The 23,206-nt window shown below is 49.7% G+C and carries 19 protein-coding genes; 8 read left to right on the top strand and 11 right to left on the bottom strand.

Translation table 11 applies throughout. The features are described 5' to 3' along the window. Positions 1-11: 11 nt before the first annotated feature. Positions 12-374: a hypothetical protein gene (locus ACNI29_RS12285; RefSeq protein ID WP_419778661.1), complete on the bottom strand. Its 363-nt coding sequence runs from the start codon at positions 372-374 to the stop codon at positions 12-14. A 342-nt stretch (positions 375-716) separates the two neighbouring features. Between ACNI29_RS12285 and ACNI29_RS12280 the strand changes: the two genes are divergently transcribed. The 8 genes from ACNI29_RS12280 (at position 717) to ACNI29_RS12245 (ending at position 9,050) form a co-directional block, all read left to right on the top strand. Continuing rightward, positions 717-2,330, top strand: a complete 1,614-nt coding sequence (locus ACNI29_RS12280) for an ABC transporter substrate-binding protein (protein ID WP_419778660.1) — start codon at positions 717-719, stop codon at positions 2,328-2,330. Between the two features lie 372 nt (positions 2,331-2,702). Next, positions 2,703-3,677, top strand: coding sequence for an ABC transporter permease (locus ACNI29_RS12275; protein ID WP_419778659.1), 975 nt, complete (start codon positions 2,703-2,705; stop codon positions 3,675-3,677). After that, complete coding sequence (locus ACNI29_RS12270) at positions 3,678-4,604, top strand: ABC transporter permease (RefSeq protein WP_419778658.1); 927 nt, start codon at positions 3,678-3,680, stop codon at positions 4,602-4,604. Positions 4,605-4,608: 4 nt separating this feature from the next. Then, positions 4,609-5,577: an ABC transporter ATP-binding protein gene (locus ACNI29_RS12265; RefSeq protein WP_419778657.1), complete on the top strand. Its 969-nt coding sequence runs from the start codon at positions 4,609-4,611 to the stop codon at positions 5,575-5,577. Positions 5,578-5,586: 9 nt separating this feature from the next. Further along, the gene (locus ACNI29_RS12260; RefSeq protein WP_419778656.1) at positions 5,587-6,600 is read left to right on the top strand and encodes an ABC transporter ATP-binding protein; all 1,014 of its coding nucleotides are present in this window, start codon (positions 5,587-5,589) and stop codon (positions 6,598-6,600) included. 124 nt (positions 6,601-6,724) lie between these two features. Then, positions 6,725-7,486: a tetratricopeptide repeat protein gene (locus tag ACNI29_RS12255; protein ID WP_419778655.1), complete on the top strand. Its 762-nt coding sequence runs from the start codon at positions 6,725-6,727 to the stop codon at positions 7,484-7,486. Positions 7,487-7,665: 179 nt separating this feature from the next. Continuing rightward, complete coding sequence (locus tag ACNI29_RS12250; RefSeq protein WP_419778654.1) at positions 7,666-8,400, top strand: tetratricopeptide repeat protein; 735 nt, start codon at positions 7,666-7,668, stop codon at positions 8,398-8,400. Continuing rightward, positions 8,397-9,050, top strand: coding sequence for a PilZ domain-containing protein (locus tag ACNI29_RS12245; protein WP_419778653.1), 654 nt, complete (start codon positions 8,397-8,399; stop codon positions 9,048-9,050). The genes ACNI29_RS12250 and ACNI29_RS12245 overlap by 4 nt, the downstream gene beginning before the upstream one ends. Positions 9,051-9,115: 65 nt before the next feature. On the opposite strand, the gene bioB is transcribed toward ACNI29_RS12245, so the two are convergent. From bioB to ACNI29_RS12195, 10 genes are all read right to left on the bottom strand, one after another. Continuing rightward, a complete protein-coding gene (gene bioB / locus ACNI29_RS12240; RefSeq protein WP_419778652.1) occupies positions 9,116-10,099 on the bottom strand; it encodes a biotin synthase BioB in 984 nt (327 codons plus the stop codon). Between the two features lie 6 nt (positions 10,100-10,105). Beyond that, positions 10,106-11,377, bottom strand: a complete 1,272-nt coding sequence (bioA, locus tag ACNI29_RS12235) for an adenosylmethionine--8-amino-7-oxononanoate transaminase (protein ID WP_419778651.1) — start codon at positions 11,375-11,377, stop codon at positions 10,106-10,108. Between the two features lie 14 nt (positions 11,378-11,391). Beyond that, on the bottom strand, positions 11,392-12,084 hold the full coding sequence (gene bioD, locus ACNI29_RS12230; protein ID WP_419778650.1) for a dethiobiotin synthase: 693 nt from the start codon (positions 12,082-12,084) through the stop codon (positions 11,392-11,394). A 1-nt stretch (position 12,085) separates the two neighbouring features. Continuing rightward, positions 12,086-12,442, bottom strand: coding sequence for a hypothetical protein (locus tag ACNI29_RS12225; RefSeq protein WP_419778649.1), 357 nt, complete (start codon positions 12,440-12,442; stop codon positions 12,086-12,088). Further along, positions 12,435-14,096, bottom strand: a complete 1,662-nt coding sequence (locus tag ACNI29_RS12220) for a hydantoinase/oxoprolinase N-terminal domain-containing protein (protein ID WP_419778648.1) — start codon at positions 14,094-14,096, stop codon at positions 12,435-12,437. Before ACNI29_RS12220 ends, ACNI29_RS12225 begins: the two co-directional genes overlap by 8 nt. Positions 14,097-14,427: 331 nt before the next feature. After that, a complete protein-coding gene (gene amrB / locus ACNI29_RS12215) occupies positions 14,428-15,240 on the bottom strand; it encodes an AmmeMemoRadiSam system protein B (RefSeq protein WP_419778647.1) in 813 nt (270 codons plus the stop codon). 18 nt (positions 15,241-15,258) lie between these two features. Next, positions 15,259-18,732 carry a tetratricopeptide repeat protein gene (locus ACNI29_RS12210; protein ID WP_419778646.1) on the bottom strand — a complete coding sequence of 1,158 codons (3,474 nt, stop codon included), beginning with the start codon at positions 18,730-18,732 and terminating at the stop codon, positions 15,259-15,261. 144 nt (positions 18,733-18,876) lie between these two features. Continuing rightward, positions 18,877-19,893, bottom strand: coding sequence for a sigma-54 interaction domain-containing protein (locus tag ACNI29_RS12205; RefSeq protein WP_419778645.1), 1,017 nt, complete (start codon positions 19,891-19,893; stop codon positions 18,877-18,879). Between the two features lie 201 nt (positions 19,894-20,094). Beyond that, positions 20,095-21,507, bottom strand: coding sequence for a sugar porter family MFS transporter (locus ACNI29_RS12200; RefSeq protein WP_419778644.1), 1,413 nt, complete (start codon positions 21,505-21,507; stop codon positions 20,095-20,097). Between the two features lie 280 nt (positions 21,508-21,787). After that, positions 21,788-23,194, bottom strand: a complete 1,407-nt coding sequence (locus ACNI29_RS12195) for an NAD(P)/FAD-dependent oxidoreductase (protein WP_419778643.1) — start codon at positions 23,192-23,194, stop codon at positions 21,788-21,790. Positions 23,195-23,206: the final 12 nt, after the last annotated feature.

Below are 23,206 nucleotides of genomic sequence, written 5' to 3'. Positions count from 1 at the left end.
GGGATTTTTTTTTACCACTCAAAAAACGGAGGCCCGTCCTTGGTTATATTCATATTGATAACCTTGTAGGCATCGCGGGCATCTTCGTGTGCCCTTTTTATATTAATGATGACCGGAGCCGCCCCAAGGCCTTTGATGGTGAACTCAAATCGCCAGCGTCCGAAATCACCCATTAAACCGGATTCTGGTTCGAGAATTGTAAACTTATCGAGACTTACCAATTCCGGATCAAATGAAACGCCGTCAAACTGATAGCCTCCTGAGCCGGGATTGCGCATTTCGAAGGCAATCTTCTCTCCGGGCATAAGACCAAGGTTGATCTCGTGCTTACCATCCAAATCATATTCGGCAATCGAATCTGCAAAAGGGTTCATGGAAGAACAGCCGCTGAACATAAAAGTCAATAAAAGCAGCCAAACCACCCGACTTAACGAATTATATTTTTTTATTTTCATAAATTCTGCATTTTTATGTGCCTTTTGCGACACTGTTGTTAACAAATTATTTTTTACAAGTCATTTCAACGAGTTAAGCATTTGAGAAAAAACTGAATCAAGTGTAATAATATTAAGCGCATACGGCAAGGGGAAGCCGTAGCTTGTAGCAGTTTAGGCTGCTATAATACTCATTTCGATGTGCGCTGTTTCAGGGATGTCCCTGAAACGTGGCGCTTGGTGCTTTTATCACAGTATTTACCCTTTCTAAGGAGTGTGAGGATGAAACGTTCATTACTGTTTCTTGCGCTTGTTGTTATTCTGAGTCTTGGACTCGCCGGATGCAGCGCAGAAAAAAAAGAAGAGGCCCCTGCCAAAAAGGAAACCACTGAAGCAGCTCCCGCTGCAGCAGCTGGCAAAACCCTTAAACTGGCCATGGATGCCGACCCTGTCTCCCTTGACCCTCATGTACAGCTTTCCGGTGGCATGCTTCAGTATTCCCACATGGTTTTCGATCCTCTCGTACGCTGGGCGAAAGACGGTTCTTTCGAGCCTCGTCTTGCTGAAAAATGGGAACGCATCGATGATAAAACCATGCGTTTTCACCTGCGTAAAGATGTAAAATTCCATTCCGGCAACCCCTTCACCGCTGAAGACGTTGTCTGGACCATCAACCGTCTCAAGAAAAGCGCCGACTACAAAGGTCTTTTCGAGCCTTTCCTGCCTGCAAAGGTCGTTGACGCTAACACCGTTGATATCATCACCAAAGAGCCTTACGGCCTGCTCCTGAACATGGCTACCTACATTTTTCCCATGGACAGCAAGTTCTACGCTGGCAAAGATGAGTCCGGACAGCCCAAAGATGCTATCGTAAAAACCGGTCCTTCTTTCGCCAACGTTAACGAATCCGGTACCGGTAAATACATGGTTGCCGAACGCGAACAGGGTGTACGCGTTGTGTTCAAAGCTTTCCCCGAATACTGGGACAAAGGCGGTAACGTTGATACCATCATCCTGACCCCCATTAAAAACGACGCTACCCGTGTAGCAGCCCTGCTTTCCGGCGATGTTGATTTCATCATGCCCGTTCCCCCGCAGGATCTGAAACGCGTTAAGACCACTGAAGGTCTGCAGCTTGTTACCATGTCCGGTTCCCGCATCATTACCTTCCAGCTGAACCAGAAACGTCAGAAGCCTTTCCAGAACCCCAAAGTTCGTCAGGCTATCGTATATGCAACCGACAACACCGGTATCGTTAACAAAGTAATGAAAGGCTTCGCAACTGTTGCATGCCAGCAGGGCCCCGAAGGCTTCGCAGGCTACAACGCTGAACTCAAGCCTCGTTATGACCTCGAAAAAGCCAAGCAGCTCATGAAAGAAGCTGGCTACGAAAATGGTTTCGAGTGCACCATGATCGCACCCAACAACCGTTACGTTAACGACGAAAAAATCGCGGAAGCATTCGTTTCCATGCTCGGTAAAATCGGCATCAAAGTGAACCTGAAGACCATGCCTAAAGCCCAGTACTGGGATCAGTTCGACGCACAGGTTGCCGACATCCAGATGATCGGCTGGCATCCTGACACCGAAGACTCCGCCAACTACACCGAATTCCTGCTCATGTGCATCAATAAGGAAACCGGTTACGGTCAGTACAACAGCGGTAACTACTGCAATCAGGAAGTTGATTCCCTCGTAATCGGCTCCCAGACCGAAACCGACCTTGCCAAGCGTAACGCAATGCTCCAGAAAGTAGAAAAAATCCTCTACGACGAAGCAGCTTTCGTACCCCTGCACTGGCAGAACCTGTCCTGGGCTTCCAAGGACGGTATGAACACCGAAGCAATCGTAAACGTACAGAACTTCCCCTACTTCGGAGACCTCGTCATCAAGTAGTGGAGATCACAGCATAAAACACAATTCAAAGGGAACTCCGATCCGGGGTTCCCTTTGATGCGTTTTAAGAGTGCCTTCGGCGACGCTACCGCGGGTCCCTCCGGGGGCCAAAGCCCCCTTTTGCAAAAGGGTTCTCTGGACTCTCCCAAAACCTTTTATTGGGGCTTCGCCGATACGTATCTCAAGACTGCGCTTATTTTGGAACCATCAACTGTGGGATAACGTCAGGTCATTCCCGCACATTTTTTTGATCCCCTGCGGCAAAGCCCCGCTGGGGAGTCCAGAGGGCCCCCGGCCTTCTGGTCCCGCTGAAGGCGCCCGCCGGGAGTCCCGCCGGAGGCACACCATTGTCCGTCTGGAGTAATATTTAATATGTTTGCTTTTATAGTCCGTAGGATCGCGCAAGCGATCATTGTAATGCTGATCATCAGCTTCATCGGCTTTGCCATCAAGCAAAGCTTCGGTGACCCGGTGCGCGAGATTACGGGGGTATCCGTATCCGCTGCTGAAAGGGAAAAAATCAGGGATGAACTTGGCCTTAACGATCCGTTCATGGCCCAGTTCGGCCGGTTCATGCAAGGAGCGGTCAAAGGAGATATCGGCCGTTCTTTCTTTTACAAGAAATCAGCCCTTGAGGTTATTCTCAGCAAAGCACCTGCCACTCTGGAACTGGTCATGTGCTCCGCGCTGATCATAGTATTTTTTTCTATCCCGTTAGGGATCTACTCAGCGATCAGGCCTAAAACTCTGTTTTCGCGGTTTGTAATGGGCGGGTCGATTGTCGGGGTATCAATACCGGTATTCCTGACCGCAATCCTAATGATTTACGTTTTTTCGGTAGAACTTCACTGGCTGCCGTCATACGGCCGAGGGGAGACAGTAAACCTCGGTGGCTGGCGAACCGGATTTTTGACTGCTGACGGCTGGAGGCATCTGATCATGCCATCCATCGCCCTTTCCTCCATTATGCTTCCGCTCTTCATTCGTCTTATCCGTTCCGAAATGATGGAAGTTCTGGAAAACGACTATATCAAATACGCATGGGCCAAAGGCTTGATGCCCAAACGGGTCTGGATTGTCCACGCGTTCAAAAACACCCTGCTCCCGGTTATTACTGTGGGCGGTGTCCAGCTTGGAACAATGATCGCCTTTACCATTCTCACTGAAACAGTTTTCCAGTGGCAAGGTATGGGCTTCATGTTCATCGAGGCTGTGGAACGCGGCGATGCTCCGCTTATGGTGGCCTACCTCATGGTGGTCGGGCTGATATTTGTAGTTGTTAACACCGTGGTTGACGTCATTTACGGACTGGTCAACCCGCAGGTCAGAATCACGGGGCAAAAATAAATGAAAACCAGATCACGCTGGCAGAGATTCAAAGAATCATATTTTCTGCACGATTTTCTGCACGACAAAGTTGCCCTCACAAGCTTCACCATTCTAGTTGTGCTCTTGTTTATGGGCTTTGCGGCTCCCCTTGTGGCGCCTTTCAATCCTTATGATGCCAACAACATCAATATCATGGATGCGGAAATTCCGCCTTCATGGCTTCCCGGCGGCGAATCCAGTTTTCTGCTCGGGACTGATGCACAGGGTCGCGACCTGTTTTCCACAATGCTTTACGGAATGCGCGTTTCCATGATCATCGGTATCGGCGCTGTGGCTCTGCAGGCATTCCTCGGTATCATGGTCGGCCTTGTCGCCGGTTTCATGGGTAAAAGGGTGGAATCCATCCTCATGCGCGTGGCCGACGTGCAGCTTTCATTCTCCACCTACATGGTCGCGATCTTTATTTCGGCAATCTTTCAGGCCATGTTCGGGGTCGCAAAATATGAAGAAATCGCTGTTCCCCTACTGATTCTGGTCATCGGCTTTGCAGAATGGCCCCAGTATGCGCGAACCGTGCGTGCTTCCGTGCTGGCGGAAAAGAAAAAAGAATACGTTGAAGCAGCAAAAGTCATCGGCCTTTCCCAAAAAAGGATCATGTGGCGCCACGTGCTGCCGAACACCCTTTCTCCGGTGTTTGTTATCTCCACCATTCAGGTTGCCAACGCGATCATGAGTGAAGCCGCCCTTTCCTTCGTCGGACTGGGCATGCCGGTCACCCAGCCTTCTCTTGGTTCTCTGATCAACGTCGGCTTTGAATATATCTTCAGTGGATCATGGTGGATCACCATGTTCCCCGGCATTGTCCTTGTTGTGCTCATTCTGGTCATCAACCTGCTCGGTGACTGGCTGCGCGACTTCCTCAACCCGAAACTGTACAAGGGGTAATTAAGTGCAACCGCTTCTTGATGTTAAGAACTTAAGTGTCGAGTTCGCATTGCGCCAGGGTCCTCTTGAGGCAGTACGCAATGTCAGCTTTGACTTAAAGAAAGGCGAAAGGCTCGGCCTGGTAGGTGAATCCGGAGCAGGTAAATCTGTAACCGGTTTCTCAATCATCAACCTTATTTCCAAACCCGGTTATATCTCTAACGGTTCAATCATGTTTGAAGGGCAGGATCTTGCAAAAATGCCTTTTGAAAAAATGCGCGGCATCCGTGGAAACCGCATTTCCATGATCTTTCAGGACCCCATGATGACCCTGAACCCAGTCCTGACCGTGGGAACCCAGATGACCGAAACCGTAATGGCCCACATGGACGTTACCCGCAAGGAAGCTGAAGAGATTGCGCTGGAAAAACTGCGCAAGGTCTACATTCCTTCCCCGCGCAAACGTCTGGCCCAGTATCCGCATGAATTCTCCGGCGGTATGCGCCAGCGTATTGTTATCGCAATTTCGCTGCTGACCGACCCGGCCCTGATCATCGCAGATGAACCGACCACCGCACTGGACGTTACCATTCAGGCCGAAATTATGGACCTGCTGCTGGAACTCTGCGAAACCGACAACATGGGCTTGATCCTGATTACCCACGACCTTGCGGTTGTCTCCGAAGTGACCCAGCGCATCGCGGTCATGTATGCAGGAGGAATCGTTGAAACAGGTTCCACCCGTCAGGTTACCGAAACTCCGGGACATCCCTACACTCAGGGTCTCATCGCCGCACTGCCCCAATCCGGGGGCGCTGGTGACCGCCTGACCCAGATTCCCGGTGCTATGCCCTCACTAATGAACATGCCTGCAGGCTGTCCTTTCAATCCCAGATGCCAACACTGTACGGACATCTGCAAACAAGAACGGCCAGAGCTCAAAGAAAACAAATCCGGCATCTTGGTGGCCTGCCACCATGCCGACAAGGTATAGAGATTCGTCATGCAAACCGATTCCCTCGTAAAAATAAAAAATCTGGTCAAGCACTTCGACATTTCAGGAGGCCTGCTCGACCAACTTAAATTGGAAGACGGACGGATCACCCGCAAGCAGACCATCGTCAAAGCAGTCAACAATGTCAGCTTTGAGATAAAAAAAGGTGAAACCTTGAGCGTGGTCGGCGAATCCGGCTGTGGTAAATCAACCTTAGCAAGAACCGTTATGGGCCTTTACCCGCCTAACTCCGGTGAAGTGCATTACGGAGGTCATCGTATCGACAACCTGCCCCATGCACAGATGCTGCCCTACCGCACAAAAATGCAGATGGTCTTTCAGGACCCCTACGCTTCGCTGAACCCGCGCATGACAGTGCGCCAGATCATTGAAGAGCCCATTTATTTCCACAACAAGGGCATCTCCAGAGGCGACGCTAAAAACAAGCTGCACGAAGTAATGCGTAGCGTGGGCATGGACCCGGAATGGGCCGGAAACTATCCCCATGAATTTTCCGGCGGTCAGCGTCAGCGCATCAGTATTGCCCGCGCGCTGGCAGTTGAACCGGAATTTATCGTAGCCGATGAACCCATCGCCGCGCTGGATGTTTCCATTCAGGCCCAGATCCTGAACCTGCTCATGGATGCACAGGAAGAGCGCAATCTGACCTACCTGTTTATCAGTCACGACCTGTCCGTTGTTGAGCACATCTCCACCCGAGTGGCGGTTATGTATCTGGGCAGTCTCTGTGAGCTGGGCACAGCCAAGGAAATATTTGCCAACCCGCAGCACCCCTACACACGGGCATTACTCTCAGCTATCCCGACTCTCGGTGGGGAAAAGAAAAAGCACATCCACCTTTCCGGTGACGTGCCCACCCCTATCAACCTGCCTCCGGGATGTGTCTTCCACGGACGCTGCACGTTTGCCAATGACCGCTGCCGGGAAGAGATTCCCATTGCGCGCAATATGGACAACGGCAGTCTCTGCGCCTGCCACGCCGTAGAAGAAGGAAGAATCTAGCGGCAGCAAACATTTATTTACAGATCGACAAATACCACAAGGCCCGTTTATAATTGTTTAAACGGGCCTTGCTCTATAGTTGATAGCGGAGAGTGAATAGCTAAAAAATGGACGTGGGGTAATGATGAGCGATTCAACTGAAGTTCTTGGTGTTTATTCTCAAAACACCAAAACTAATATCGGTACCGGTACTACGGCGCAAAAGTCAGTACACAAAACCTACCACTACGTTACCCGCGTTGGGAACATCAGATATCATATCCAGCCCTTGAACGAGCAGGACATTCCTTCCGGCATGGTTACAATCCTTAGCGAAAAAAAATTCATCGCCGAGTACTCTCCCGAAATATACTACTATCAGCGCAAGACCCTTCCGGCCTTGAAAACACTGCATGCTAAAATCGAAAAAGGCGAAGAAGCTTTTTGCAAGGGGAATCTTGATGAAGCGGAACACGCTTTTGCCGACGCTCTTCTCCTCGACCCGAAGAACCCCAAAGCCAATCTCGGCATGGGTACAGTACAGTGCTCAAAAGAAAATTTCGAAAAACTTACTGAGATAATACAGGTTCTGCTTAACTTAGATTCAATTTTCCTTGAAGAACAACGTCAGGAATTCAACATCTTCGGCATTGCTCTGCGCAAAAACAAGCACTACAGCGAAGCCATAAGCTTCTACACAAAAGCACTGGAAATTAATCAAGATGACGAGAACCTTCATTTTAATATCGCCCGTGCTTATTTCGACATAGATGACAAAGAAAAAGCACTCTCACACATCGAAGAAGCGTTAAGGATTAACCCTGATCAGGAAGCAACCATTCTTTTCCACAAATTTCTTCTCAAAAAGAAGAAAAAAACAACGAACACGCCCAAACCTAGAAATTAAAGCTAACTCCCAGCTGTACAATCTGAATTTAAATCTGCAATAACTTCTTTTTTACCAAAAATGTTTCTAATCGACATTTCGTAAAAGCATGCTTATAAAAGCTCCGTTTAATATGGCACTGCCACCGAGATATATTATTACAAAGACACTTGGTATAAATGTTTTCTTGTGAGGAGTAGATGGGCGAAATTTCTCAAGTTCTTGGTGTTTTTACCAAAAATATCAAAGACCATACTGGAGCAGGAGCGACACTGCAGCGCTCTGAAAGCAAGACTTTTTATTATGTCACACGCTCCGGGGTAGACAGTTATCACGCGCAACCACTCAATGAACAGAACATTCCGTCCGGACTGGTTATCCCCCTCACAAAAAAAGAGTTCATAACCCAGTACACCCCGGAACTGAAATACTACGAAAAAAAGACTCTTCCGGCCCTGAAATCCCTGAAGGACAAACTGGATAAAGGCGAACAAAGTTTCATGGACGGCAACCTTGATGCAGCCGAACAATCTTTCGCCAAAGCCCTGTTCCTAGACCCGGAACATCCCAAAGCCAATCTCGGCATGGGCTCAGTTCAATGCAGCAAAAAAAATTTTGATAAGCTTTCCGGAATAATCGACAAGCTACTGAACAATGACAGCATCTTTATGGAAAGACAGCGTCAGGAATTCAATCTGTTCGCCATTACCTTGCGCAAAGAATCTCTTTTTGAGGAAGCTATAACTTTTTATAACCGGGCAATTGAAATTAATCCTAACGATGAAAATCTGCACTTCAATGCTGCCCGCGCACACTTTGATGCAGGAGATTTTGATAACGCATTGGAACATCTTGATAAAGCTCTTGAGATATCCCCTGCACTTGAAGTAGCCTCAATGTTTAAGAAATATATCATTAAACGGATGAAGAAATGATATCCCAGAAAGAAAAACTAAAAGCCCTCTGTACGCCGGGCCTAAAAATGACCATCGAACTTGGTGGACTGAGCGATAAAGCCTCAACTGTTGTTATCGGTGGGGACTTCATACGATCTCTCATTGTCAAGGACCCCATGGTTCACCATGCGGACAAATCCCTATGGGCTGAATACATGTATCCTGGCAACGAAGTCACCATCCGCTATATCTACGACGGTATTGCATCAGGCTTCAAGACCTCGATAATCAGGATGATCAGTTCACCGGACAGACTTCTTTTCCTGAAATATCCCAAACGAATTGAATCCTACAACCTCCGCAGACATAAAAGGGTCTCCTGTTTCATGGAGGCCCGAATTGAGAACGGAGAAAATAAAAATGTGGCTGTACTGGAAGACCTCAGCACCAGTGGCTGTTGCCTCAGTTACATAACAAACGCCAATATAGCCGACCCGGAAATTGGTGATGAGATTAACGTTTTCTGTTCCTACTTCACAGAAGATAACAATTCTTTTATCCCCTGCAAAATTCAACGCTGTACCAAAGATTCCCGGAAAACAATTCTGGGCATGACTTTTGAGAAGCCGTCACCGGAAATACTGATCAAAATTCAGGACTACGTTGCAACGATTCTTTACCACACCTAAAGAATAGCAAAAAGCCCGGCTGCAATTAATAATGCAGCCGGGCTTTTTGCTTACTATAAATTCTATTATTTCTTATTACGGACGGTCAGTCCCAGATCCGCGAGCATAGTCAAATCATGTTCTATGCCCTGACCGGATACGGTCAGGAAATCACCGACCATCAGCCCGTTACACCCGGCATGGAAAATAAAAGACTGCAAAGAACGCAGCGCAGCACGTCCTGCGGCCATACGCACTTCCGCATGGGGATTCACCAGCCTGAACATGGCTATGGTCAGCAGAATCTCAAGAGGTTGCAAAGGCTCAACATCCTCCAGAGGAGTTCCGGGAATAGGGATTAGAAAGTTGAGAGGGATGGAATCTACTTCCAGTTCTGCTAAAGTCAGTGCCAACTCAACACGCTGGGCGTGGCTTTCGCCAAGGCCAAGCAGACCGCCGCAACATACTTCGAGTCCGGCTTTTTTCGCATCACGTACTGTACGCACCCGCTCTTCGTAGCTATGGGTAGTGCAGACTTTCGGAAAGTAGCTCTCCGAAGCCTCAAGGTTATGATGATAGCGGACCACGCCGGATTCACGCAGTCTCTTCAAAGATTCAAAATCCATACAGCCTAGCGAGGCACAATGGTTAAAGTCGTGTTCCGGCATACCCTCTACTGCTTCGCAGAGATGTTCAAGGGATTTGCCCTTGAGCGCCCGACCACTGGTAACGTAGCTGAAAAATTCAAGAGGGGCCTGTCCGGCTTTTTCTGCACACTCCTGAATCTCATCCATTTCCATAAGCGGATAAGTCGGAGCCGGAGTTCCTTTAAAGTGGCTGGACTGGGCACAGAAGGTACAATCTTCGGAGCAGTTGCCGCTCCGAACATTGGCAATGGAGCAGAGGCTGACTTCACGTCCGAATCTACGCACGGTCATTGTGTGCGCGGCATGCAGAATTTCCGCTAATTCACCGTGGGATGCACCCAGCACTGAAACCGCAGTATGCTCATCAATTGGTTCACCGCCGTGAACAGCATTCCACAAAGACTGTTTCTCGTTTCTATCCAATTTATATTACCCCTGAAGACTGACTACTTCACAAATTGCGGAAGTAAGGGCCTCAAGTTCAAGGTTTGAAATTACATAGGGCGGCATTACATAAATCAGCTTGCCATAAGGACGAACCCAGACACCTCGTTTTACAAACTCAAACTGGGTAGAGTCCATATCAACCGGCTTCGTAAGCTCAACAACCCCGATAGCACCAAGGCAGCGAACATCCGCAACATTGCCCAACTTTGCACAGGGCGCAAGGCCGGAACGCAGCATCTCACAAATCTCAGCCACCCGCTCCTGCCAGTTGCTTTGCAGCAGCAGATCGATGGAAGCATTCGCTACTGCACAAGCCAGCGGATTACCCATAAAAGTCGGACCATGCATGAACACGCCGCCCTTGGACGAAATACCCTCGGCAACTTCTTTAGTCGCAAGAGTCGCGGCCAGAGTCATCATGCCACCGGTGATGGCCTTGCCAACGCACATAATGTCCGGGCTTATCCCGGCCCTTTCACTGGCAAACATAGTCCCAGCGCGCCCGAATCCGGTAGCGATCTCATCACAGATCAGCAGCACACCATGCTCATCACAAGCTTCGCGGACCCGTTTGACATATTCCGGGGAATAAAAACGCATGCCCCCGGCTCCCTGCACTACCGGCTCCAGAATCACCGCTGCCAATTCATGCGCATGGACTTCAATCTTGGCTTTAAAATCCGCAAAATCTTCATCCGTACATCCATCGGCAAAACCGCATTGCGGGGCCTCGGCAAAAATATGTTCCGGCAACACCGAAGTGAACATGGAATGCATACCGTTCACAGGATCGCAAACTGACATGCAGCCGATAGTGTCACCGTGGTAGCCGTTGCGGATAGTCATCAAACGGTTCTTTTCCGGTTTGCCGGCAGCGTACCAGTACTGAATAGCCATCTTGATGGCCACCTCGACCGAAACCGAACCGGAATCAGCCAGAAAGACATGTTGCAGCGGCTCAGGTGAAATTTCTACCAGCTTACGGCCCAGTTCCACTGCCGGTTCATGGGTCAGCCCACCGAACATGACATGGGGCATGGTTTCAGCCTGATCACACAATGCTTTACGCAATACCGGATGATTGTAGCCGTGGATGGCGCACCACCATGAAGCCATGCCGTCAATAAGCTCGGTGCCGTCCTCAAGGATGATCTTTACACCCTCGGTACGTTTAGCAGTATAAACAGATAGTGGATTGGTCGCAGATGTATACGGGTGCCAAAGATGGTCCCGGTCAAATTCCTGTATGGACATGATTGCCTCCGAAATTAAGACTCAAGAGCTTTGTCGACGAGTTCCCAGCATTTGGGATCATTGTAATCCCAATTCTCAATATAGGGAATGGAAGCGATTACTTTTACCTCAGATATCTTTTCAATGAAGCGGACATTCTCTTCTGCGATGCCGTATTCATCAGGAGCGGGCCTGTTGGGAGAGGTCATGACCAGCCCGGAAATTTCCAGCCCGGACTGCTGCAAAGCGGCAATGGAAAGCAGAGCTTCGTTTATGCAGCCCAGCTTATTTTCAATAACCAAAATGACCGGATAGCGAAGTTCTTTCATAAGGTTAAGCATAGATGCTTCCTCACTAAGGGGAACCATTATACCACCAGCTCCTTCAACCAAAAGAAATCCGTCTTCTTCACGCTCACGCACTTTTGCCGCGATTTCAACAGGGTCAAGTTCTACCCCGGCCAGCTTTGCCGCCAGATGCGGAGAAGTAGGCGGTTCAAAAATGTAGGGACACTGCTTCGTAATATCCCACTCTGCCCCGGCAGCCTTATAGACATCTCCGTCCGGAGAATCCAGAGTCCCGTCAGGCAGGGTAACTGCCCCGGACTGCACAGGCTTGACCGGGAGGATCTTGCGTCCACCCTTCATGAAAAAGCGGGCAAGACCTGCGGTAACCACAGTCTTACCCACATCAGTACCTGTTCCGGTAATAAAAAAACCTGCAGACAATTTATTCGCTCCCGCCGGACGCGACTACTTCAAGCGGATCACGTTCACTGGTTGGCGCAAAGAAAAGATCTTTGTCATAAGGACCGAAATGACCTTCGTCGCCCACAAGGGTAAAAAATTCAATGCGCGAATAGCGTCGACAGCGTTCTTCGCTGACCCGATAAGTGGTGTAGTAATTAAACTTGTCCATGGAGTGAGTGGACTGTCCAAGGTCGATAACACGGTCAGCAAACTCGCACCATGCATGGGCAACCCACTGGTCATCTTTGAAAATCCAGCCCTGAACAACCTCGGTTGCGGTGTTTTCGCTGGCGGGTTCAAGGCAGTATTCATATGCGGAAGGTTGATTTCTACTCATTGCAAGAATCCTTTTTCATTTTATCGAGAGCCATTTTGATCGCGCCCAGTGCGTTACCTACTTCATGATGGGAGGGGAAAACAGCTTCGGTATGCAGTCTTTCCGCAACTTCAGGCAGCAGTTTCTGTGCTGCAGCACCGATACCTACGATGGGCAGGTTCAGGGATGCGTCAAAGCTGACCAAGGGGCTTGCGGTACGCCCGGAAATAAAACCGGCCATGTTTCCGCCGATTTCCTTGCGCACGATGTGCTCAAGCATGGCGTTCTCAATTTTAACCCTTGTTTCGGAAAGAACCATGTCAGCAAATTTTGCTGCGTCCAGATCAAATTCCTTACCGAGAATAGCAGCGGCAGCTTCGGAAACAGACTTATCACCAATTGCGAGATCCCCCTGAACATGCAGGGCGTCAGTGGGGGTAAAGCCTACTTCTTCGACCAGCTGTTCGCGGACCAGTTTCTGAACCTTACCGCCAAGGCCGATTTCGCCAAGTCCTGTTCCTTCCATGATCTGTCCGAAAGTGGAGGGACCGTTTTCAAAAAGATATTTCAAGACCGCGTCATCAGAGCTTTTATCTGCGGCAGGGCCGGTCTTGAGCAGATGAGATTCATGCCCTTTGCCGATCCATTTTTCAGGTGCGGGAATATCCCCGGCCATACACAGAGGCACAACCCTGCCCGGTCCAACTTCGAAATTTCCGGATCTGTTGATGCGCGCAAAGCTGTCTCCGCCCACGCCGACAGTAAACATTTCTACCGCTTCAACATGGGTTTCCCAATCACCGATGATGGAGCCGCTTTCCTGAATAGTCGGCTTGGAGTTGCGAATCAGGGTAACGTCAGTGGTTGTGCCGCCCACGTCAACGATAAGCGCATCTTTTTCCGGAGAATAAATGGAACCGTAATAAGCAGTAGATGCCGGGCCGCTGGCAAAAGTGTCAGCCGCACGCTGCACAGCATCTTCCATGCTCATAGGCGTTGCGTTACCACGAACAACTACTACGGAAGAACCTAGTCCGCGCTCATCAAGAGCCTTGCCGACCCCGGCCAGAAAATCTTTCATAACCGGCATGAGACGGGCATTAAGCACTGCTGTTGCTGCACGTTCAGCCTGTCCGGCACGGGTACTAATGGTATGGGAGCAAAAAACAGGTTTGGGATCGGTAAGAGAAATAGCTTTTTCGGAGATCAGCTCATGAGCCGGGTTCTTGATACTCATGGCGGAGCAGACAGCATAAGCGTCAACATGCCCGGTCATATCCTGAATTCCGTCCACAAGGGATTCGATATCAAGCGGATCTTCTTCGACCCCGGTAATTTTATGACCGCCTTTGACGTAACGCAGAGTCACGACCGGAAGCTTGAGGGCCTTGGTTGTGCCGATCATGAACAGACCGACTCTTGCGCCTTTGTTTTCCACAATGGCGTTGGTTGCCAGAGTTGTAGAAACCGAAACCAGATTCACATCGTCAGGGCTGATCCCGCTTTCCTTCATAGCTTTATCCAGAGAGGAAGCAAGCCCCAGACTCAGGTCATGGTGGGTGGTTGGAGATTTGGCCGTAGCCACAACGCTCGCGTCAGCGCAATTTACAACAACAGTGTCAGTGTAGGTTCCGCCAGTATCAATACCGATTGCATAACCGCTCTCAAAGCTCATCGCACATATATCCTTCGCCCGCAGCAGGCATTATTGTTCTCTCGTGCTGCATAATCGAATTAACAGTGTAAATTTGATTATGCCCTGAAATAAATTTGAATTTATTTCGAGGGAAGCACACATACAACCTGCACCGTAGCAGGTCTGACCAGTACAAATAATGCCGCTTTTCGCGATTGGCAAGGGGCGAAGCCCATTTCATAATTCAGATGGTTCAGAAAGTGCCGGATGCAAGGTGCAAAAAAAGACAGGAACGAAACGTATCCAAAAATACGTGAGTTTCTGTCTTTTTTACAGCGACACCGCGATGGTGCTTTATCAGTCGTCTGGCTTAAGAAATAATAACCCCGGCGTAAGCCACTACTCTTTCATAATCCCCGGTAGCTTTACCGGAATTGGTGTACTCAATTAACTTGCCGGAAGTTGCGCCGAGCACTTTGGCTGCGAACATTCCCATGGTCATGGGCAGTACACCGCACATACTGATCTGGTTGGATGAAACAATAGAATAAAGGTCCTTGGGGTCCATACGAATGATTGCTTCAAGAGCCATGGAATCCATTTTTTTGGCCTGATCTGCAGAAATAAAATGGCTCATGTCCGAACTGACCACCATGGAGACAGGCTCAGAATGATTCTGGATAATTTCTGCGATGGCTTCACCGGCCTTACGCAGACCGGAAGGAGAAGCTTCGGAAACGCAGACTGGTACAATTTTCATGTCCGGATTCAGGCGATGCAGGAAAGGAACAATAACCTCAAGAGAATGTTCTCGAGAATGGGCCGCTTCATTGGATACAAATCCGCCCCCGCTATTAACAAGCTTGGCGGCCAGCTCTTCGTCCACATCCAATTTGCCGCCGGGAAATTCCCAGCTGCCTTTGTCCCAGACAGAAAGAGCCGATCCCAGCCCTGTATGGTTAGGGCCGAGCAGAAAAACAGTGGAAGGAAGTCTGCTTTTAGCAAGGGTCTTGCCGCACGGCTCGCCTGAAAAAACATAACCGGCATGGGGAACCATAACCAAACGGTCATACGAACCACCCTGTGCCGGGGCCGTGGAAGGCATATACATTTTCAGCTCTTCGGTGAGCTGTTCTGGATTGTCCGGATAAAAACGTCCGGCAACTACGGGCTGTCTATTCATAACCACCTGCCTTAAATATTATTGAAACACCGGGTCCGGCTGAAACTTCGAAGCATCCTGCTCAATCTTATGTGTTGCCAGTGCGGATGTTGCCAGACGTCCGTAAAGGTCTCCCGGTTTTTTTTCAGCTACTTCTTCCATCAACTTTTTCCACTCGCTAATGGCTCCGGCCTTTTCATAAAGCTGGGCCAGACGGAAACGGGAGGAAGCCCATTCAGGATCGGAAAGCGGAATATATTTATCATATTCAGCTGCCCATTTGAGTGCTTCCCGGTAACGGCCCGAACTTTCCGCTGCAAAAATTGTCATCAAGATACAATCCTTGATCTTTTCCCGGTCTCCCCCTGTTTCAAGAAGCATGGAAAGGGCTTCCTGTGCGTAGACAAAAACTTTTTTCAGTTCTTTTTTCTTCATGGAAGACTTGGCCATGTAGTACATGGCGTAAGCACGGGAAGACTCCGGCAGAAGCAGATTGGACGCCAGTCCGGCCCAAAGCGGGGTGCTGCGTTCTGTTTCGCCGAGGTTTTCGTAGGCCATGGCCTGAGCGTATTCTATATGAACCTTCTGCTTGGGATCAAGTTTCCAACCGTCTTTGGCAAGATCTACCAATTGAGTAACCTTGCTCCAGGCCTGCTCATCAACATAAATACCAAGGGCCATATCAAGGGCCATGGCTGAATATTTGGGGACTTCCTCTCCCTGTAAATAACGGTCAATCAACTCCAAAGCCTTCTGCGGATGCTCCTTTTTCCAGAAACTGAGTGCCACGCCAAGACGTGTTTCGTCATTTACGTCTTTACCTTCATTATTCTTCTTAGCGTACTTATTCCAGTAATTAACAACCCGGCCATAGTTTTCGTCCTTAACCAGTTCGGGAACGGCTTTATCGAACACACGGGTTCCCAATTCACTTGCCCGTTCACGCAATCCGCTGCGCGGGTACTTGTCCAGAAAATCCTGCACAGCACCAAGGCAATCACCATATTTCTTATTCCAGTAGTACCACATGCCAAGTTTCAGCTGGGCAAGCGGAGCTAAGGGACTTTCCGGGAACTTCTCAATAATATGAGTGTAAATTTTCTGGGGTCTCAGGTTGTATGGACGGTCAAAGACCTTGTCCATCTGGCTCATGCTGGGGTCGTCATAAATGCCTTCCTCAGCTAGGCGCATCATGGCTACAAGACCGCCTTCCTTATCAGGAAAATCTTTAGCCGCCTTCTCGTAAATTTCCTTGGCAGCTGGCTTGTCCCCGGTCTTGAGATAAATATCACCGATACGGGCCAGCACTATGTCCGCTTCCGGTGCTTCAGGCGCAAGGTTGTAATAAGCCCAGTAGTTTTCACGGGCCTCAGCAATCTTACCCAGTCTGTTCTGGGTATTCGCAGTCATGAGCAGAAAACGCAGGTCTTCAATATAAAAACGGGGCCAACGCTTATCAATGTAATCAATAATCTGAAAAGCCTGTTCATCATAACCGAGAGCATCCAATGCCTTAGCCAGACCAAGCGCGGCATCACGGACAATCTTACTGTCCGGGTACATCTGGACCAGATACTGGAACTGATCCGCAGCTTTCTCATACTCTTTCATTCCAAGGTAATATTCACCCCAGTAATAGCTGACGTACGGAATATTAGGATCGTTTGGATATTGTGATTTCAGTAGATTAAAATATGCCTTGGCCTCGGGCATGTTGCCGACTTTCAAGTTCAGCAGGCCAAGATTTAGTAATGCCATGGGAACATTCGGCGACTTGGTATCCGCATTCATGGCTTCCATCCACGCGCTGGCGATTTCACCATAATTATCAGCCATTGCATCACGGTTGAATTCAGTCAAGGCTTCAGCTTTACCATAAAGCGCACGCATGCGCATATCCTGCGGCAAACCGTTCATCAGCGAAACTTCGGTAAACCCGGCAGTTGCGGCTTCAATCTCACCCTCATCAAGAGCACCTTCAGCAGCAAGCAGAACACCCTGTGCTACCTTGATCCGGTCTTCGGGGCTTGGCTGCTTTTCGCCTTCTGCACCCTCTTCACCTTCGCTAAGCTGGTCAGCATCTTCAACCGGGTAAGCGTCAGCCCCAGATTCAGACTGTTCTCCTTCAACCGCCTCATCCCTGAGTCCGGCATCATTTGTATCTGAAAATTCTTCCCCTCCAGCGTCCTCAAGTGGCGGATAATCCGTAGCTTCAAATGAATCGCCATTCGCCGGGGGAGGAGAAACCTGACCGGAAGTACCGGAATCCGGCGAGGACACCTGTCCCCCAGCCTGATTGGAAACTCCGCCTGAAGCCTGTCCGCCCTGAACGGGAGGAGGTGAAATCTGTCCGCTGACACTACCGGATGCACTTCCACCCTGAGCAGAGGGAGGAGTAATTCGACCGGAGACACTGCCCGAAGCTTGCCCACCCTGAGCGGACGGGGGCGCAACACTGCCGGAAGCACTACCTGAAACACTGCCACCGGATTGCGGTACAGGCTGTACTACGCCGGATGCGGCCTGCCCTTCAGGAATTTCTTGGCTAAAGGCAGCCTCTTCAACTGCCGGAGATTCTTCCTCAAGTGGAACGTCAGCAACCTGACCAAGCGCTGCATCAATTTCGTCGTCGTAGCTTTCTTCAGAACCATCATCCGCAGCTGGAGGGACGATAGATCCACCAACAGAACCACCGGAGATTTCCTGATTTATACTGCCGGCAACCTGACCGCCAACACTTCCGCCGACACTTCCAGCGGCTTGTGTTAGTTCATTTTCTTCCGCAAGCGGGCGGACACTGCCTCCTGCCCGGGCCGGAGGAACGGAAGTATCCACAGGCCGGGCCTGTCCCGGACCGACCATGGCTACCGGAGCACGGTATGTGTACGGAACTGAATAGAAAGGACGTTTAGCGGGCTGAACCGGAACCTGCTGCACAGACTCTGTTGTTCCCTGAGCCTGTTTAAGTTCCTCTTTAAGAACCGGAGACTCTTCGTCATCGGGCAGATCGACCTCTTCAATCACCGGAGGCTGAGCTTTAACTTGTGCTTCTTTTTGCGCTGCTGCTTTCTTTGCAGCATTTTGCTGGGCTGCGCGCTTTGCAGCAGCCTTTTTGCGTGCTGCTTCTTTGGCTGCGGCTTTCTTGCGAGACGCATTTTTGCGCTCAGCTTCCTGACGGGCCTTTTCTTTGGGGGACCGCCACTTAGAACCTATGGGGTCACGGAAAAATTCAATCTGCATCTGCCCATTTCCGGCAGGCATTCGGATAAACCCGAAAGCACTGGTCCGGGTGCCAATGGTGATGGAGCTTGGTCCCATCTTCAAAGAATTTACAATACGAAGAGAAGATAGTGGCGCAGGAGTAGGCTGTTTTTCAGCTTTAAGCGCATTCTTGGGAAAAGAGATAGTAATCTGCTGCCGCCCTGTTCGGGCAACTTTTCCAGAAAGAGTCTTCTGGTCAAAGACAAGACGTATGGAGTCCATGTCGGCCTTGGTATCGATAAAATACTCCAAGGCATAACCCGGATGAGGGCAGGCGAGCCAAAAAAAGGCCGCCAGAGAAAGGAGCCGGAAAACTCCGGTAAGTCGGCTAAGCGTCACAATCAGTTATCGTTGCAAAATTCCTGCCTACCCCTCACAAATTCCACTAATATTGAACTATACTTCAAGATTCCTCTTTTTAATTTTTTCAATGAGCGTGGTCCGCTTGACTCCGAGCAGTTCTGCGGCCTTGTTTTTTACGCCTCCGGCCTTCTCAAGCGCCTCAATCATGAGCCGGTCCTCGACCTTTTCCAGAAAGTCTTTAAGTCCCTTGGCTCCCTGTTCTTCCATGTCCGTAAGAGTCGGCCAGCTGAAACCGACAGGCTGCATAAGCTCGACAACCTTTTTCTTCGGTTCCTTGCCTACATCCTTCCAGATTTTTTCCGGCAGATCATCAGGAACAATCTCATCCTCATCACAAAGGATGCACATACGTTCCATGAAATTTTCAAGCTCACGGACATTACCGGGCCAAGTGTAGGAAACCATCATATCCGCAGCATCGGGATGGACCTTCAACTGCTCCATCTCTTTATCTTCGCAGAAACGGCCAAGAAAATGTTTAGCAAGCAGGAGCACATCCCCGCCTCTGTCGCGCAATGGCGGAAGATGCATGGGGATTACGTTCAGGCGATAAAAAAGGTCCTCACGGAACCTTCCGGCGGCAACTTCGGTTTCAAGGTCACGGTTGGTTGCTGCAACGATGCGCACATCCACCTTCTTGATGGAAGTACCACCGACACGTTCAATTTCTTTTTCCTGCAGAACCCTGAGAATCTTAACCTGCAGACTCAGATCCATTTCCCCGATTTCATCAAGGAAGATGGTTCCGCCGTCCGCCAGCTCAAAGCGGCCGGGACGGGAACGCACCGCATGGGTGAAAGCCCCCTTTTCATGACCAAAAAGTTCTGATTCCAGCAATTCCTTGGGAATTGCGCCGCAGTTTACCGGAACAAAAGGCTTTTCTTTACGTTTACTGTTGCGGTGCAAGGCACGCACAAGCAGTTCTTTACCCGTACCGGACTCCCCGGTGACCAGTACGGTACTGTCTGTAGGCGCAACCTTTGCGAGAATCGCAAAGACCTCCTTAAGCGCAGGACTGTTTCCAATTATACCACCTAAATTAAGAGCCATTCGGCCTCCAAAATTATTCTAGTCCGGGGAACTTTGTGCTCTGTTCCGCCTTGAACGGATTTGTCCATCATATAAATATGGAAAACCCTACACATTCACTGTCAATGAAATGACACAAAGTCAATATGCAAGTCGATTTTTCTTACAAAAATCAATGAAAAAACAGTCAAATATTACCTTTTGCACTCCAAGTTGATAACTCTACTCCATATCCTCAAGTTCCCGGCCACGTGTTTCACGGACCCAAAACAGGACAAAGAAAAAAGACAGCACGGCAAATACCGCATAGATGGAATAGGTAAAACCCAATCCTGCCGACTGAACAAGAGAAGGAAATGAAGCGGAAACAATAAAATTAGCGACCCACTGCGCCCCGGCACCAAGGGCCAAGGCAGAAGCCCGGATGCGGTTGTTAAACATCTCTCCGAGCAGCACCCAGACAACCGGCCCCCATGAGAACCCAAAACAGAAAACATAAATATTTGCGGAATAAAGTGCGGTTGTGGCAGAAGCACCATGCAGAACCGGATGCCCCGCAGCATCAAGAGGGGCATTCCCGAACAGATAGGAAAGAATGCCCAGAGTGACAATCATTCCGGCAGATCCGGCCAGCAGAAGCGGCTTGCGTCCAACACGGTCAATGAGGGCGATGGCGACCAGCGTGGTCACAATATTTACGACTCCGGTAATCACCGTGATCCACAGGGAATTCTCCTCGGAAAAACCGACACTGCGCCAGAGCATGGAACCATAATAAAATATAACATTGATGCCGACAAACTGCTGCAATACTGAAAGTCCCAAACCGATCCAGACAATGGTCTTAAGCCCCGCCCTGCCCTTGATGGCGGCAAAAGAAGCCTTCCCTTCAGACTTGAGGGTGACTTTAATCTCTTCGATTTTCTCGACTACACTTTCGCCCAGTACCCTGCCGAGAATATGTTCTGCTTCTTTTTCCCTTCCGGTCCCGATCAGATAACGCGGTGATTCCGGAATCATCATCGCCGCAAAGCCGTAAAGCAGCGCAGGCGGCACCTCGGCCCAGAACATCCAGCGCCATGTCTCAAAACCAAACCAGAGTTCATTATCCGCAGATCCTCCGGCCAGCCCGACCAGCATATAGTTACTGAGCATAGCCACAAAAATACCTACAACAATCGCCAGCTGCTGCAAAGAACCGAAGCTGCCGCGGAGGTTAGCCGGGGAAATTTCCGCGATATAGGCCGGGGTAATAGCACTTGCCAACCCGATACCGACACCGCCCAGAAAACGCCAGAAGATGAAATCCCAGACACTGAAAGGAAGCCCGGCTCCAATTCCACTAACAGTGAAAAGCAACGCTGAAATCAACATCGGTTTAATGCGTCCGTAACGGTCTGAAACAGGCCCGGAAAGCAAAGCCCCGACGGCTGACCCTATAAGCGCAAGGGAAACAGACATACCTACCAGCACCGGGCCGACATCAAAATGATCCCCCAATGCAACAACCGCCCCGTTAATCACAGCAGTATCAAAACCGAAAAGAAAGCCGCCAAGCGCAGCTGCAGCCGATATAAGAAGGACAAAAAGAACAGAAGCGGATTGTTTGGAATCAGAAGCAGAACTAGCGGACATGCTCACCTTCTTGGAGTTGAAAATTTCACCATAACAACAGTAACAAGCAATACAAGCTGTTACCACAATCTGCGTAGCAATGTCACCACAACTTCAAGGCAGACAAACAAAAAAAAGGAGACACCGACCAAAGTCAGCATCTCCCTTTTCATGGTATATTTTCTCAATCCCCGGCAAGGCCAAAACTATTAACAGTTTTTGGGATTCTTAAGACCTTTTTTCAAAAAGGTCTTAAGCCGCCGGAGGCGAAATCATTTCAGTAATAGCGCTTAGCGCAACCCTATTTCTTAGCCCTTCTGGCAATTTCTTTAGCGGGAATGATTCCGGTTGCGGATGCGGAAACGATGTTTCCGGCAACACCCGGACCGTCACCGGCCACGAAGAGACCTTCAAGAGCGGTTTCAAGCTGGTTGCTGGTTTCCACCTGAGTGGAGAAGAACTTGATTTCAGGTGCGTAGAGCAGAGTTTCCTCGTTGGCGACACCGGGCACTACGTCGTTAAGTTTTTCAAGACCTTCGATGAGGTTGCGCACGATACGCTCGGGCAGGGCCATGGCGATATCACCGCAGGTAACATTCTTCATGGTCGGCTCTACGAAGCTGTTGCGCACACGGTTCCATGTGGAACGGCGTCCGCGCTTGAGGTCACCGAAACGCTGAAGGATAGGCTTACCGCCGCCGATGATGGTAGCCAGCTTGCCGATGGATTCACCGTAAGCCTGGTTATCGGTAACAGGCTCTTCGAGCACAACCTTGGAAAGGAATGCGAAGTTGGTGTTCTCGGATTTTTTATCCATGTAGGCATGTCCGTTAACGCAGACAAAATCCTGATAGTTTTCAAGAGCTACAAATCCACCCTGGTTGGTACAGAAAGTACGGACCTGATCATCATAGGTGTTGGTACGGATGAAAAAGGTCGGGTCGTAAATCACGGAACAGAGATCACGCATGATGTCGCCGTGAACTTCAACACGCACACCAACCTCGATACCGCGCTGGGTGATAGCCAGGTCGTGCTTCTTGGCAACACTGCCCATCCACTCGGAACCTACACGGCCCGGAGCAAGGATTACGTTCTTGGCTTTATACTCACTTTTCTTGGTAACAACACCGGCCAGTTCACCGTTCTCGATAAGGATATCTTCAACGTGCTCACCGGTACGGAAAGTTACACCCTTTTGCATGCAGTATTCAGCCATTCCGGCAATGTGGCCGGGCAGGTTATCACTGCCGAGATGCTTCTGCTTGATCAGCAGCAGGTCGATACCGTGTTTAAGGGCATCCTTACGAATATTTTTCGCTTCATCCATGTTGGTCGGGTAGACCTGACCGTCCATGTTGAAACGGTTAAAAATAACTTCAGTTTCGTCGATAAGGGCTTTCGCCTCAGAAACCGACATGAACTGGGTAAGATCGGTCTTACCGAGCTTATGAATATAGTTGAGCTTGCCGTCGGAAAAAAGGCCAGCCCCGCCCACGCCGGAAAGGATGTTGCAGGGTTTGCATTTAATGCATTCCTGATCCCCGGTTATGGGACAATGTCTTTTGAGAGACGCCTTTCCCTTTTCAATGACCAGAACATCAAGGTCGGTATTCTCGCCAAGGTAATAGGCTGCGAAAAGTCCTGCAGGACCACCGCCGACAATAATTACATCAAACTCTTTTTTCCCGTTGTCTTTCGGGCTCATAATATTCTCCAG

It is taken from the genome of Maridesulfovibrio spiralis (SeqCode), from assembly GCF_048571135.1.
Classification (GTDB): Bacteria; Desulfobacterota; Desulfovibrionia; order Desulfovibrionales; family Desulfovibrionaceae; genus Maridesulfovibrio; species Maridesulfovibrio spiralis.
The sequence above is the reverse complement of the archived record's forward strand: the minus strand, read 5'-3'. Positions and strand labels throughout refer to the sequence as shown.

Coding starts and splice junctions, on each gene's coding strand:
- ACNI29_RS12285 (WP_419778661.1), bottom strand. CDS start 374: ATGAACCCTTTTGCAGATTCGATTGCCGAATATGATTTGGATGGTAAG.
- ACNI29_RS12280 (WP_419778660.1), top strand. CDS start 717: ATGAAACGTTCATTACTGTTTCTTGCGCTTGTTGTTATTCTGAGTCTT.
- ACNI29_RS12275 (WP_419778659.1), top strand. CDS start 2,703: ATGTTTGCTTTTATAGTCCGTAGGATCGCGCAAGCGATCATTGTAATG.
- ACNI29_RS12270 (WP_419778658.1), top strand. CDS start 3,678: ATGAAAACCAGATCACGCTGGCAGAGATTCAAAGAATCATATTTTCTG.
- ACNI29_RS12260 (WP_419778656.1), top strand. CDS start 5,587: ATGCAAACCGATTCCCTCGTAAAAATAAAAAATCTGGTCAAGCACTTC.
- ACNI29_RS12255 (WP_419778655.1), top strand. CDS start 6,725: ATGAGCGATTCAACTGAAGTTCTTGGTGTTTATTCTCAAAACACCAAA.
- ACNI29_RS12250 (WP_419778654.1), top strand. CDS start 7,666: ATGGGCGAAATTTCTCAAGTTCTTGGTGTTTTTACCAAAAATATCAAA.
- ACNI29_RS12245 (WP_419778653.1), top strand. CDS start 8,397: ATGATATCCCAGAAAGAAAAACTAAAAGCCCTCTGTACGCCGGGCCTA.
- bioA (WP_419778651.1), bottom strand. CDS start 11,377: ATGTCCATACAGGAATTTGACCGGGACCATCTTTGGCACCCGTATACA.
- ACNI29_RS12225 (WP_419778649.1), bottom strand. CDS start 12,442: ATGAGTAGAAATCAACCTTCCGCATATGAATACTGCCTTGAACCCGCC.
- ACNI29_RS12220 (WP_419778648.1), bottom strand. CDS start 14,096: ATGAGCTTTGAGAGCGGTTATGCAATCGGTATTGATACTGGCGGAACC.
- amrB (WP_419778647.1), bottom strand. CDS start 15,240: ATGAATAGACAGCCCGTAGTTGCCGGACGTTTTTATCCGGACAATCCA.
- ACNI29_RS12205 (WP_419778645.1), bottom strand. CDS start 19,893: ATGGCTCTTAATTTAGGTGGTATAATTGGAAACAGTCCTGCGCTTAAG.
- ACNI29_RS12200 (WP_419778644.1), bottom strand. CDS start 21,507: ATGTCCGCTAGTTCTGCTTCTGATTCCAAACAATCCGCTTCTGTTCTT.
- ACNI29_RS12195 (WP_419778643.1), bottom strand. CDS start 23,194: ATGAGCCCGAAAGACAACGGGAAAAAAGAGTTTGATGTAATTATTGTC.